This window comes from Xylanibacter brevis P6B11 (assembly GCF_000621825.1).
Taxonomy (GTDB): Bacteria; Bacteroidota; Bacteroidia; order Bacteroidales; family Bacteroidaceae; genus Prevotella; species Prevotella brevis.
Genome location: NZ_JHXG01000006.1, coordinates 194,684 through 208,632 on the forward strand (window position 1 = coordinate 194,684; position 13,949 = coordinate 208,632).

General features: G+C 49.4%; 10 protein-coding genes and 1 tRNA gene. 8 read left to right on the forward strand and 3 right to left on the reverse strand.

All coding sequences use genetic code 11. The features are described 5' to 3' along the window. The first annotated feature begins 88 nt into the window (after positions 1 to 88). Both T496_RS0102355 and T496_RS0102360 read left to right on the forward strand, forming a co-directional pair. Positions 89 to 814, forward strand: a complete 726-nt coding sequence (locus tag T496_RS0102355; RefSeq protein WP_027449327.1) for an RNA polymerase sigma factor — start codon at positions 89 to 91, stop codon at positions 812 to 814. Then, the gene (locus tag T496_RS0102360; RefSeq protein ID WP_155808604.1) at positions 798 to 1,922 is read left to right on the forward strand and encodes a hypothetical protein; all 1,125 of its coding nucleotides are present in this window, start codon (positions 798 to 800) and stop codon (positions 1,920 to 1,922) included. The genes T496_RS0102355 and T496_RS0102360 overlap by 17 nt, the downstream gene beginning before the upstream one ends. Positions 1,923 to 2,052: 130 nt before the next feature. Here T496_RS0102360 and T496_RS0102365 read toward each other — a convergent pair whose 3' ends face one another. Then, positions 2,053 to 3,282, reverse strand: a complete 1,230-nt coding sequence (locus T496_RS0102365; RefSeq protein ID WP_394331334.1) for a DUF2264 domain-containing protein — start codon at positions 3,280 to 3,282, stop codon at positions 2,053 to 2,055. A 220-nt stretch (positions 3,283 to 3,502) separates the two neighbouring features. On the opposite strand from T496_RS0102365, the gene T496_RS13255 reads away from it, so the two are divergent. The 5 genes from T496_RS13255 (at position 3,503) to T496_RS0102390 (ending at position 10,816) form a co-directional block, all read left to right on the forward strand. Then, entirely contained in the window at positions 3,503 to 4,822 is a 1,320-nt protein-coding gene (locus T496_RS13255) for a glycoside hydrolase family 28 protein (protein ID WP_231477983.1), read from the forward strand. A gap of 33 nt (positions 4,823 to 4,855) precedes the next feature. Then, positions 4,856 to 7,900, forward strand: coding sequence for a SusC/RagA family TonB-linked outer membrane protein (locus T496_RS0102375; protein ID WP_027449330.1), 3,045 nt, complete (start codon positions 4,856 to 4,858; stop codon positions 7,898 to 7,900). Positions 7,901 to 7,911: 11 nt separating this feature from the next. Beyond that, entirely contained in the window at positions 7,912 to 9,627 is a 1,716-nt protein-coding gene (locus tag T496_RS0102380; RefSeq protein ID WP_027449331.1) for a RagB/SusD family nutrient uptake outer membrane protein, read from the forward strand. Between the two features lie 210 nt (positions 9,628 to 9,837). Further along, positions 9,838 to 10,356, forward strand: coding sequence for an RNA polymerase sigma factor (locus tag T496_RS0102385; RefSeq protein WP_027449332.1), 519 nt, complete (start codon positions 9,838 to 9,840; stop codon positions 10,354 to 10,356). Next, positions 10,346 to 10,816 (forward strand): hypothetical protein, encoded by a 471-nt coding sequence (locus tag T496_RS0102390; RefSeq protein WP_027449333.1) that lies wholly within the window; start codon positions 10,346 to 10,348, stop codon positions 10,814 to 10,816. Before T496_RS0102385 ends, T496_RS0102390 begins: the two co-directional genes overlap by 11 nt. A 208-nt stretch (positions 10,817 to 11,024) precedes the next feature. Here T496_RS0102390 and T496_RS0102395 read toward each other — a convergent pair whose 3' ends face one another. Next, on the reverse strand, positions 11,025 to 11,834 hold the full coding sequence (locus T496_RS0102395; protein ID WP_027449334.1) for a CPBP family intramembrane glutamic endopeptidase: 810 nt from the start codon (positions 11,832 to 11,834) through the stop codon (positions 11,025 to 11,027). Next, positions 11,831 to 12,751 (reverse strand): bifunctional riboflavin kinase/FAD synthetase, encoded by a 921-nt coding sequence (locus T496_RS0102400; protein ID WP_027449335.1) that lies wholly within the window; start codon positions 12,749 to 12,751, stop codon positions 11,831 to 11,833. Before T496_RS0102400 ends, T496_RS0102395 begins: the two co-directional genes overlap by 4 nt. Positions 12,752 to 12,926: 175 nt before the next feature. Between T496_RS0102400 and T496_RS0102405 the strand changes: the two genes are divergently transcribed. Further along, positions 12,927 to 13,000 (forward strand) — tRNA-Ile (locus T496_RS0102405). Positions 13,001 to 13,949: the final 949 nt, after the last annotated feature.

Consider the following 13,949-nt stretch of genomic DNA (forward strand, 5'->3'; position numbering starts at 1 on the left):
CACCGTTTGGCAGTTTGTTAAGTGGTGAACTTTATGATTCTTGTATTTCCAACTTAATATTTCACTGCTTTCTGCGTATTATAGTTGTATGACTCGCACAGAATTCGAACATATAGCGGTGGCGTTGCGCCAGAGAGTGCTGAAGGTCGGTCTTGACTTTTTCGGCAACAGAGCAGATGCAGAGGACGTGGCACAGGAAACGATGGCGCTGCTATGGGGCTATTGTGAGCATATTGATGCTGTGCGCAACGTAGAGGCATTGGCTGTGAGGGTAGCGAAGAACTGCTGTGTGAGTCTCAACAGAAAGCGACGGCGAAGCGTAGAGATAGACATACTAGCGTTGCAGCGGTTAGAGTCCGATGGTTCCCCGGAGGCGTTGCTGGAGGCTGAGGACATGCAGCAGATGCTGTCGGAAGCAATGGAGCAGTTGAAACCACGCGAGCGACAACTCTTTGAGATGAAACATATGGAAGATCTGTCCATAGCGGAGATTGCAGAAAAGACTGGCATTCCGAAGACTTCGGTTGCGGCAATGGTCTCTGCGGCACGACGAAAGGTTATAATGGCTCTGCGTATTATTCTGTCAACGGCTGCAGTTTACTTGGTTGGTATGTTCTTCTGGCTTCAGAAAGTGCCAGAGACGCATGTCTGGAATACAGCCAAAGACCGGTCAGCTGCCCGCGAGCAACATCTTGGCCGCTACTGTAAAGTTGGAACTCCAAAGGAGTTGTATGAGTGTTACATAGAACATAGACAAAAACATCCCAAGACCTATAGTGTCATCAAAAAGAGGCTTTATGAAAATCAACAGTAAAATAATACCTGCTGCGATGCTGATACTGCTTGCAGCATCGTGCAACAATAAAGATGATCGCATGCTGACGGTCATCAATGAGGACGGATCCTGCGCCCGTGAGTACACTTTTCACTCCACGCGACAGTTGCTGGCTATTCCGTTGGAAGAGGACTATGACAGTATCGTTGACAAGAGCTGGGAGCGCAGTTGGTCAGTTGGCGAACATGAGCAGCGCCATCTCGTCCCTCTGAAAGACGCGGAATGGGATAGCATACAAGCGACGGCTCCCAATGATACGCTGGACAATATGCTGATGGTTCACGTGAAGAAGGAGTATGAGAGTGTCAACGATATGAGCGCTCAGTTATATAGGCCAGAGAACTCTCATCTTGTGAAGGTAGAAGGCATAAAGGCTAAGAGCACTCTGGAGAAAAGCTTCAAGTGGTTCTACACGGACTATACATTTAGCGAGACGTTTGTCTATGATGGGGCTCCAGTCTTTCCCGTTCCCCTCACCCGTTTCCTTTCTGCCGACACAGCTGCTTATTGGTTCACTGGCCAGCCCGATCTGACGCGCAATCTTAGCGGTGCCGAGTTAAAGGAAATGCTTGACGATATTGATGCAAAGGTATGTCAGTGGAGTAATGCCAACTGTTTCTTTGAGACTTGCAACGTGATCATTGCACATTATGACAGTATCCAAAACCCGCCTGTCAGCAAGGAACGTTTCATCAGTATGCGCGACTCGCTGGTCATGCTCCCTTGTGTGCTGAATGCAAACGACGGCTTTGTATGGAAGAATGGCGTCAATGTGCTTGATAGTTTGTTCCACTCTGAAAGCTACTCATCGTTTCTTAAGTCTTGCGACGAGGGACCAGAAGGTTATGCACAGCTTTTCTCTTTCTTCACAACCTACGACCTAAAGATGCCAGGCACTATTGTTGATGCTGGTATGGGTGAATATGACGGAGAGGTAATTCATTATCGCCTTAGTGGCGAACGCCTCATTCCTGGTTCCTTCACTATTACTGCCACTTCTCGTGTCACCAATATATGGGCATTCATCGTGACACTACTAATCATTGTCCTTGCCATTGGCAGTTTCCTTTATCAATGGAAGCGTTAGTGACAGATGAAAGTATGAGTTGAAAGCAAAAGAAAGATGCAGTTTGTGCAGCAAGGTATTGCGGATAAAAAACAATAATGGCCAGAATTTCAAAAATTCTGGCCATTATTTATTAAATTTTGGCCAAAATTTACCAGCGGTCTTTGGTGATGATGTCGTCAGCCCAGCGGTGGTCCTTGGGAAAAGCTTCACCATTCCATGCCTTTACCTGAGTCCATGGCTCGGCAGGAGCTGTCCAGAAGTCGTGGTCGGCAGGCAGACCGAGTGGCATCAGCGAGAGACTGGTCATGTAGAGCGAGCCGTTGTTGGTGTACCAATCGGCCGTTTCGGGCTGGTGACCGCAGAAGCCAATGGTGAGGAACCCACCCTTGTTGTAGTTGTCTTGTTGGTCGTACATGCGGTGCATCACCTTGGTCAGGGCCGCACGCACCTGTCCGTTGCTGAGCTCCTTGGGCAGCGTCTGATACCATGCCATCAGCGCCAGCGGCTGCATGGCTGCCATGCGATAGGGCGTAGAGCGACCAATCACGGGGAAGGTGCCCTCGGGCGAGATGAAACGTTCCAGGATGATGCTGAACTTCTGAGCACGTTTCAAGGCACGGTCGTAGTATTTCTGATACTCCAGACGCGTGTTGGCCTTGGCGTCGATCATGTTCTGCAGCGTCTCCAAATACATGGCATGGAAGACATAGCTGGAGTAATAGTCGAAAGCAAACACGGGACCATCGGCATACCAGCCGTCGCCCACGTACCACTCCTCCACCTTGCGGATGGTGGTCATCACACGGTAGTCGTCATACTCACTGAGTCCGGCAGCCTTGGCAATGAAGCTCTCGATGATGCTGGAGAAGAGAAACCAGTTGGTGTAGGGCGGTTCTATCTTGCGCAGCTTCTTGAACTCCGTGATGTAGCGCTCCTTGGTCACCTTGTCCAGTGGCACCCACAGGGCATCATAGGCACGGATGAACGACTCTGCAATATAGGCGGCGTCCACTAGGTTCTGGCCCGACACGCCCCAACACAGATAGTCGGGCGACTTGGGGTCCACGCTGTTCTTATACGAAGCCAGCGCCCACTTGCGCAACTGCTGGCGCTGTTGGCTCTCGCGAGTGCTGTCGTCGGGCAGTGCGAGCCATGGGGCGATGCCCGCCATCAGTCGGCCAAAGGTCTCCATATACACCACCTTGCGGTTGCGATTGTCAAACGATGGCGAGAACTCCGTCTGCATGTTCTTCTGCAACTGGCCTTGCGCCATGTTCTTGAGCACGGGCTCAGCCATTCTCTGGGCCTGAATGCACCAGTACTCACGATCGTTCATGGGCAGCCTTCTCTTGTCGCGTGCCGCCATAGGCATTGTCATGATAAAGGCGGCCAACAATACTAGTATTTTCCTCATTTTATTTGATAGTTTTAGTCCTTTATGCGACAAAGGTACGAATTTTTTTCGAAAAAAAATTGCAAATGTTTTGTCAATTTAAATAAAAAGTGTATCTTTGTCCCAAACTAAAAACTACATCAACTATTACTCCATCTTAAAGATGGTATTTATGAGAACACATACCATAATACTTTTGCTCTTCATGGCCTTAGTCATGCATGCGCAAGAAACATACGACCCTCTACTCTTTGGAGCTAAGGGTGATGGCCTGACAGATGATGCTGTCGCACTACAGAAAGCCATAGACCGATGCGCTGCCGACGGTGGCGGACGCGTGCTGTTGCGCCGCGGACACACGTTTATGGCCGGTCCTGTGGAACTGAAGTCGAACGTAGAACTGCACCTCGAGGCTACCGCCATGCTGATAGCCAATCCCGATGAATCTATCTATCACCTGAGTGCCTTCGGCGAGAACCGAGGCGAGGGTATGCTGTGGCTCTATGCCCGCGGTGCCGACAACCTGGCCATCACCGGCCGTGGCACCATTCATGGCAACGGCATCCGCTTTATGGGCGCTGAGCTGAGCGACAGCTACGAGCTGAAGCCACTGGCCGACCCCACCTTTGACCCGCGTCCGCACGTGTTGACGCTGACCGACTGCCGCAACCTGCTGATACGCGATGTGACCATCTGCGAGGGCGCCTACTGGACGGTGCACCTGATAGGCTGCGACGGCGCCGTGATCGACGGCATCAACCTGCTGAACAACTTGAAGATTCGCAATGGCGACGGCATTGACCTGGACCACTCGCGCCATGTGCGCATCGCTAACTGCCACATCACAAGTGGCGACGACTGCATCTGTCTGAAAAACCGCAGGGAGTTTGCCGAGTACGGGCCCTGCCACGACATCGTGGTCAGCAACTGCGTGATGGCCTCGCGCTCGTGCGCGATTAAAATAGGTAGCGAGAACATGGACTCCATCTACAACGTCTCATTTGCCAACTGCATCATCACTCGCTCTAACCGCGGACTGGGCATCCAGAACCGCGACGAGGGCACCGTGACCGACGTCACCTTCGCGAACATCCAGATGGACCTGCAGTTGTGGAGCGACGTGTGGTGGGGCAAGGCCGAACCCATCTATGTGACCAGCTATCCGCGCGCCAACGGCAACCATAAGGATCAGAACTGGCGCTTCCCCAAGGGCCAGACCGAAGGTCGCTGTGGCGAGGTGAGCCGCATCAGCTTCAGCAACATCACCGCCACCAGCCCCAACGTATGCTTCGTAGGTGGCGACGTGGCGGGCAAGGTGAAGGACATCTACTTCAACAACGTGCGCATCAAACAGAACTCAAAATGTGCTGCTCTCCACTCGACCTCTGGTCGCTTGCAAGGCCAGAACCCTCAACTGTTCATAGATAAACGCCCCTGCAAGGGCGAAGGCTTCCTGGCTGTAGATCAGCAGTTGTGGGCCACCGACTGCCCCGTGATGACAGAAAACGCTTTTATCAATAAATAATTTTTTTATCACTAACCCTAAAAAACTAACTTTATGCAAAACGTACAAAAAACATTCAGCCGAGTGCTGATGCTTGCTTTGCTTATGATGGTCAGCACCATGGCCTGGGCACAGCAGCGCATCACCGGTACTGTACAGGACGGTAAGGGTGAACCTCTTATCGGCGTAAGCGTTGTGGAAACAGGTACTACCAATGGTACGGTGACCGACGCTGATGGTAAGTTTGCGATCTCTGTGAAACAGGGCGCGCGCTTGGACATAACCTATATCGGTTATACCAAGAAGACGGTGGCAGCACGCAACGGCATGACTGTTAAACTGGAAGAAGACAACAAGCTGCTGAACGAAGTGGTAGTAGTAGGTTATGGCACCATGCGCCGCAAGGACGTGACCTCGTCTATCACCACCGTGCAGGCTAAGGACCTGAACCAGGGTGTGTTCACCGATCCCGCACAGATGCTGCAAGGTAAGGTGGCTGGCCTGACCGTCACATCTAGCGGTGACCCCAATGGTTCACCTTCAATCACCCTTCGTGGTGTCAGCTCTCTGCGTGAAGGTGCTGCCATGTCTCCTTATTATGTCATCGACGGTATCCCTGGTGTTGACATCTCGATGGTAGCTCCCGATGATATTGAGAGTATCGACGTGCTGCGCGATGCTTCTGCAACAGCTATCTATGGTTCTAAGGCTGCCAATGGTGTGATCATCATCACCACGAAGAGCGGAAGAGAGGGTAAGACAAATATCACATACAATGCTTATGTAGCTTTGGATAAGGTACTGAAGACTCTTGATATGGCTTCTGCAACCGAACTGCGTAACAGCGGTCTGCTGACACCTGCACAGGATGGCGGTGGTGATACCGACTGGCAGGACGAGGTGCTGCGCACAGGTGTAAGCCACAACCATAACGTAAGTATCAGTGGTGGAAATCAGAAGACCAAGTATATGGCCTCTGTCAACTACATGAATCGTCAGGGTGTGGTTCTCGGCACAGGTATGAACCGTGTGAATGCTCGTACGTTGTTGACCAGTAGCCTGCTGAAGGATCGTTTAGAGATTTCTCTGGGCGTGAATGCTATGCAGGGTAAGTTCAAGGGCGTGCCTATGCGCGTTTCTACTGGTGGCGATGCTGGTATGAGTGTGCTTGATGCCATGAACTATTATTCTCCTACCAACCCCGTTCGCAATGCTGATGGCACATGGTATGAGAGCTATATTGGTTCTGCCAACTATAACCCCCTGTCAATGATCTATGAGGACAGCAATCAGAATGAATGGCGCCGTCTGCAATACATTGCCAAAGGTTCGTTGAAGATTATCGACGGATTGGTATGGCATGCAAACTATTCTTACGACAGTGGTCAGAACACCTATAGCTGGTATGAGTCTCATCAGACTCAGATGAACAAGGGCTTTGATGGTCGTGCCCATCGTGATACTTATCTGCGTCACAACCAGACCTTCGAGACCTATGGTAACTACGATGTAACCTTCAACGATATTCACAAGCTTGGCTTGATGGCTGGTTATTCTTGGGAAGAGCGTGAGGATGGTGATGGCTTTGGTGTTACCGTTAATAACTTCTATAACGATGAGACTAGTTTCTGGAACTTGCGCTATGCTAACAATATCAATGGTATCAGCGATGTAACCGGTTCTTCAAAGTCGCAGATTCGTAACATCTCTTTCTATGGTCGTGTGAACTACTCGTTCAACAGCCGCTATATGTTGCAGGCTACAATCCGTCGTGACGGTTCTTCTGTATTCGGTGCTGACCATAAGTGGGGTACCTTCCCCTCTGTATCTGCAGCATGGAACATCACAGAGGAGGAGTTCATGAAGGATCAGAATATCTTCGACCAGTTGAAGCTTCGTCTGGGTTATGGTGTCAGCGGTAATGCTATGGGCTTTGGTGCTTATGACGCTATCACAACCTTTGGTCTGAATGGCAGATCGTTTGAGTACATCCTGCCTGATGGAACTTCTAAGACCATGTATGGCATCTCTGCACAGAACAACGGTAACCCCAAATTGAAGTGGGAGCGTACTGCCATGTTCAACGTAGGTATCGACTTCGCATTCCTGGGTGGCCGCATCAACGGTAGCATTGAATACTATAACAAGAAGACTTCTGACCTGATTTGGAACTACGCTGTTTCTACCAATATTTATCCTTTGGATTGGATTCGTGCTAACGTAGGTGACATTAGTAACAAGGGTATTGAGTTGAACTTGAATGCTACTCCTGTGAAGACGAAGGACTTCCAGTGGCAGACCACGATTAACCTGTCACACAACAAGAATACCGTTGAAAAGTTGTCAAACGCTCTGTATTCTGTAGATTATGTTGACGAGGGTAACCCCAACATCGGTGGTATCTCTTCAAATGCTAATACACAGCGTATCATGGAGGGCGAGCCTCTCGGTACATTCTGGACCTATCAGCATGCAGGCTATGACGCCAACGGTAACTCTGTATTCTTTGTTCATGACATTACAAAGCATCAGGATGCTTCTGGCAATATTCAGGCTGATACCTATCAGGATGCCAATGGTAACTGGGTAACCTCTAGTCCTAAGTATGAGGATAAGACCAAGGTTGGCTGCGCTCAGCCAAAGTTGGTTTATGGTTGGAACAATACACTGAACTATAAGAACTGGAACCTCACAGCCTTCTTCCAGGGTGTGATTGGTAACAAGATCTTGAATGCTACAAAGGCACACTATAGCTTCCAGGGACACCTTGCTGGTGGTAAGAACGTTCTTTCTGAAGTTATTAATGATCCTGTTTGGAAGGCTGATGCTAATGCTCATATTCCCAGCGACAAGTATCTGGAGAATGGTAGCTATCTGCGTTTGTCAAGCCTCTCACTGGGCTACACCTTCAAGAATCTTGATGGTTGGGCACAGAGCGTACAGCTCTATGCTACCTGCAACAACCTGTTGACCATTACTGGTTACGATGGTATCGACCCCGAAGTCAACCTTGGTGGTCTGACTCCTGGTATCGATTATCGTGAGACCTTCTATCCTCACACTCGCTCATTCATGTTTGGTGCTAAGATTAACTTCTAAAAATTACGATTATGACTAAGAATAGCATAAAATATTTCCTCCTTGCTGGTTCCGTTTGCTGTGCAACAAGCACGGTTTTGACCAGCTGTAGTGACTTGGATGTCACTCCTGAGGCTCAGTTTACAGCCTATCCCGACACTGAGGAGGCAGTTGAGGCTCAGATGGCCAGTGTGTACTACGAACTGCTTGGCACATTGGGTCGTCGATATATGGAAGCTCAAGCGCTGTCAAGCGATGAGTGGATTGGTATTTCCTTTGATGGCGACTATTCTGATGATGGTATCTATGCTCAGAATTCACTGCACAACTTCACCGCTACCAGCGCATGTTTTGACTGGTATAAAAATGTGACTGGTGCTATAGTAGATGCCAACAAGGTTATCTTGAGCATGGGTGGTGAAGAGAATAATGCTACTGCTTCGGCACGTTTCATGCGCGCTTACTTTACTTGGATTCTGGTGGATTGCTTTGGTGATTCTCCAATCCTGGACCGTGTTTTTGCTGAGGGCGAACAAGTGGATCGTGCTCCTCGCGCAGATGTGACTAAATGGATTGAGAGTGAGTTGAAGACAATCATTCCTTTGTTGCCGACAAATGTTGACTTGTCCACCTATGGCAAGCCCACGAAGTATGTTGCAGAGGCTCTATTGGCTAAGTTGTATATCAACTGGCCTGTCTATACTGCCGAGGATGTGACAAAGTATGACGCTGCTGCTTATAGCAACGAACACTTGGATGATGTAGTTGCTCTGGTTGACGATATCGTTGCAAGTGGTAAATTCAGTATCTCAGAAGGCTCGGATGGCTATCGTTCAAAGTTCTGGCCTAACAATGGCGTTCAGATTAAGGACTTTATCTATGCAATGCCTTACGATGCCATCACAGCTCAGGGTTTCCAGTACGCTCGTCCACGCATTTGGCGTCAGGGACGTAATGACGGTCAGGGCGGACCTGGTTACTTCGGTACCGATATCGGCAAATCTACTGGTGGTAACTTCTCTATTACACCTGAGTTCGCTGATCTGCTGATGGCTCTGCCTACTGACGATCGTCAGGAGAATATCCTTGCAGGCAAGATCTATATGTTTGATCCTACGACTTTCGCTAAGACCACTACACCTTATAAATATAATGGTGAGGAGGTTACGCTCGACAAGACTATCCGCCTAAAGTATACTGATGCTGAGAGCAACGCACACTATATTGAGTGGGCTGATGGTATTGCAGATCCTTCAATCTATCCTGTTGATTGCGCTACGCTGAATACTGGTAAGGATGTTAAGGGTTGGAGCCAGGGCTATAAGTCAGTCAAGTACTTCGTAGTTCGTGAGGACTTTATCAACGATCGTAACCAGTCTAATGACTTGCCAATCTTCCGTCTGGCTGATATGCTGTTGCTGAAGGCTGAGGCTATTACTCGTGGCGCTACTGCCACTAATGGCGAAACAGCACAGAGCCTGCTGAACCAGATTCGTGATTACGTTCATGCTCCTCGATTTAATGGTACTCCTACTTTGGATGATATCTATGATGAGCGTGGTCGTGAGCTGTTCGATGAGAACTGGCGTCGTAACGACATGATTCGTTTCGGTCATTTCGAGGATGAATACGGTTTCCACCGTCATGGCTTCCCAACAGCTCGCTTCGACAAGGAATGTCGTATATTCCCCATTCCACAGGCTACTCTTGATGTGAACACCAACTGGAAACAGAACGCTGGTTATTAATACCTGGTATTAAACGATAAGAAAAGTGCCGCTATTCGATGGGAATAGTGGCACTTTTCCTTGTGTAAAGTGGCACTTTTCTCTAAGAAAACGATAGGGTTACTTTTCTTGGAAGTGCAAAAACTAGGGCAATAGGTCTCTTTTTCGAAAAAAAAATGTAACTTTGCCGTAACTTTTCTATCAGTCAGTCGTCTTAATATAATAGAGAGGATGAAAGAAATCAGTTTTCGCACCCACGTGTTGCCGCTGAAGAATGAGCTCTTCCGCCTGGCACTTCGCATCACTCTCAACAGGGCTGATGCCGAAGATGTGGTGCAGGAAACCATGATAAAAGTCTGGAACCGACGTGATCGGTGGAACGAGATAGAGTCGATAGAGGCTTTCTGCCTGACAATATGCCGAAATGTGGCACTCGACCATCAGAAACGAATGGAAAACCAGAACGCATCTCTCGAAGACGGGAACCATGACGCACCCGACAACTCGTACAGCGCCAACCCAGAAGAACAAATGGTGCAACGCAACAGAGTGGAACGCGTCAGACAGCTGATGGAACAACTGCCCGAGAAACAACGCACCTGCATGCAGCTGCGAGATGTCGAGGGAAAAAGCTATAAAGAGATTGCCACCGTGATGGACATCAGCGAACAGCAAGTGAAGATCAACATCTTCCGCGCCCGTCAAACTATTAAACAGAAATTCACTCAAGAAGAACAATATGGACTATAAGTACATCGAACAGCTGCTGAACCGTTACTTCGAGGCCGAAACAACCTTGAAGGAGGAGCAGATTCTGAAGGCTTTCTTCGAGCAGGACGAGCAGGAACTGCCTGCCGACCTACGTCAGTATAGAGAGCTCTTTGTTGCCCTGGAGCCAGAAGAGACGCTGGGTGACGACTTCGACGCACGCATGCTGCAGATGACTGAGGAGCGCGTACAGGTGAAGGCACGTAGCATCAGCCTCACCGAGCGCATGCGTCCCTTCTTCCGTGCGGCTGCCGTGGTGGCTGTGGTCATCACTATCGCAGGCGCCCTCGACCAGTCGTTCAAAGAGGACAATACATGGGTCGATGAGTCTGACTTTGCCCAGTACCGCGTTTCCACCAGCGACCCGGCCATGGCCGACCTGAAGGTAGATTCGCTGGCCAGCGACTCGCTGATGAAGCAGTCCACGGGCTATTTGGAATAGAACATTTCTATGCTTTCTCTATATAAATAATCATTAAAATTAAAACAATGGGTGAAGCTGTGAAGTTTCACATATTTGAAAGAATAAAGCCATCCAGTCGAGAGCGACGGATGGCTTTTTCTTTTTCCACTCAAAAAACTCCCTCTTCCTCGGGGAGGGCTGGGGCCATTTTCTCCCCCTTGGGGAGGTTAGGAGGGGGGCGTTATTTTTACTTCTTCATCCTATGTTGTAGCTGGAACAATGCGGGCATCAGGATAAACATAGAGAAAACCACGGCCAGCAGCTCCTTGGTGGGCTGACTGCCAAAGATATCTATCAACTTGATATTGGGCGAAGGATAAGCCCTGAACAGCAGGTAAGCAGCTGTATTGTTGACCCAGTGGTAGATGATGCCTGGCATCAGACTGCCCGTACGCTCGTACATCCAACCTATCAGCAATCCGATAAGGAACGGATGGAGGAACTGGGCGGGATTCATGTGGGCTACGGCAAACAACAGGGCCGAGAATGTGATCATGAGCCAACGATGCTCGGGCTTCCAGTTCAGCAGCGTGCGCAGCACGGCACCGCGAAACACGACTTCCTCGGCAACAGGTGCCAACAGGCAGATCACAAAGTAGCCACCCGTTATACTCATCAGTTGGGCGCCCATCTGCTCTACCTGTTCAACGTATCGCTGTATGGCTTCAGGCCATTCTGGCATCAGTTCTTGCAGGAACATAGAGGGGATGATGGCTCCCAATGCCGCTAGCACACACCAGAAGAGCACGCCAGCAGGGCGCGACTCTAGATACTGGCGCGACACCTTGGTCCACCCTGTCCCCATGAACAAGGCTATGCCTGCCACAGCAAACAGGATCATATTAATCAGCATGACTACGCTGGGCAACTCGCCAGCCTGATGGCCAGCATAGAGGCCGTAGCCAAAGGAGACAACTCCCGACACAATCAACTGTAAGGCTAAGAATATCACAACATAGCCCACAGCGTTCAACCATCCTAGTTTATTTGTCATCATCGTATGTTTAGAATTTCTTTTGTTCGTATAGCGTCTTCGTGCATCTGTTGTTTCAGAGCTTCTGCATTCTCGAAGTGCTGCTCGTCGCGCAAGCGGTCTATCAGGTCAACAGTCAATGGCTGGCCGTAGATATCGTCAGAGAAGTCAAACAAATGAATCTCGGCCGTGCGTTGCTGGCCGTCAAAGGTGGGACGCATGCCAATGTTCATCATACCTGGATGCTGCCCCCAGCACTTCACGGCGTAAACGCCATTGGCTGGCAGTAGCTGTTGCGGGTCGTCGGTCTGCAGGTTGGCCGTGGGGAATCCCAGGTGGCGCCCAATCTGTTCGCCATGGACCACCGTGCCCTGAAGCGAATAAGGACGCCCCAGAAGCGTGCCAGCCTCCTTCACGCGACCTTCGTGCAGCAACTCGCGGACCAGCGATGAGCACACCGTCTGCCCGTTGACCGTCAGTGGCTTTCCAGCCAGCACATCCATGCCAAGCGTCTGTCCATAGCGCTGATAGTCTTCGAAGCCCTCGCTGCGGTCATGGCCGAAGCGGTTGTCATAGCCCGTCAGCAGCAGTTTCACCTGTAGCGCCTTGCTCAGCACCTCACTCATAAAGGCAAAAGCCGAGAATGCCGCCATCTGCTTGTTGAAGCGCAGCACCACCACCGTGTCGATGCCCGTAGCTTTCAGCAGTTTCAGCTTCTCGTGCAGTGGTGTCAACAGTTCGGCTTTCCACTCGCCATGTACCACCTGGCGCGGATGACGCTCAAAGGTGACCACCATGGTGCGCAGCCCCATGCGGGCAGCCTCCTCTTTCAGCTGTCCAATCAAGTATTGGTGTCCCTGGTGTACGCCATCGAAGAAGCCAACGGTGGCTGCATAAGCCCCATCGTTCAGCGACTGATCAGGATAAAATATCGTTTTCATTATGCTGCAAAGGTACGAATAAGCGAGCAAAAATGCAAATGAATTTGCAATTTTCCGAATGAGAGCACCCTGCGAGGCACCAGCCTCAAAGGCACTTCCCCACTATTATTTACGTCTTTTTACATAAAAAATTTGGATAATTCGCAAATTACTTGTACCTTTGCACGCTGTAATTGGACTTGTAGCTCAGTTGGTTAGAGCAACAGACTCATAATCTGGAGGTCCTTGGTTCAAGCCCAAGCTGGTCCACACTAAAAATCAAGCACTTACAAAGATTTTGTAGGTGCTTTTTCTTTTATTTGCGAACACCGCGTCAGCCCAGAGCCTCGCAAGGCTCAACCATTTCTGGGCTTTGCCCTAAGATTTAAAATAAGATTGTGATAGATTTCTTGCGCAGCAATAAAAGCGCCTAAGAGCCGTCCAAGGCTCAAAAAATCTGTGTAATCCACGGAATCTGTGTGCCCGTCTTATGCCGCAGCAGGCGGCGAATCTGCTTAATCTGTTTAATCATCGCAAAGCGGTATGTTTTTTTATCTCACACGGATTGCACGGATAGCACGGATTTTGAAGCCAAGAATGGCTCTGAGGCATTATAATTAATCAAGAATTAGAGAATTAGAGAATTTTGCAATTAAGTTTTTGCTTTGCAAAAATATTCTATTCATTCTCTTCAATTCCAACCATGAATATAGCTTGTTATAATAATTCTCTAATTCTCTAATTCTTGATATAAAAAAAGGAGCCTCGCAAGGCTCCCATTGACTCCGTCGAGCTAAAGGTTCGTTCAATTGACTCCGTCGAGCTAAAGGTTCGTGGGCGTCCTAACTCATCGCGTATATCGGTTTAAACGAAACGAAGAGAGCCCTGCAAGCACATTGCCCGCAGGACTCTTCACCCACTTCGGTTCAAGGTTGGATAGCGAGTTGAAAACAACCATTCACCATGAACCCTTCACCATGAACCATCAAATTGGTCCGTGTCCCATGCAGCTGGTGGTTCCCAACAATCAGGGGGACAGGAACTTTGATTCACGCTAAGGAGTTGTATCAGTTGACCTCGTGATTCTTTGAAAACCGACAGTATCTGTTACAAGCATCGGTACAAGTCTATCCGACTGATACTACCGACGAGCAGTGGTAAACAATCAAAGAAAAAGCCATCCCGTGAGGGGTGGCTTTTATTTTACATAGGGACTTGA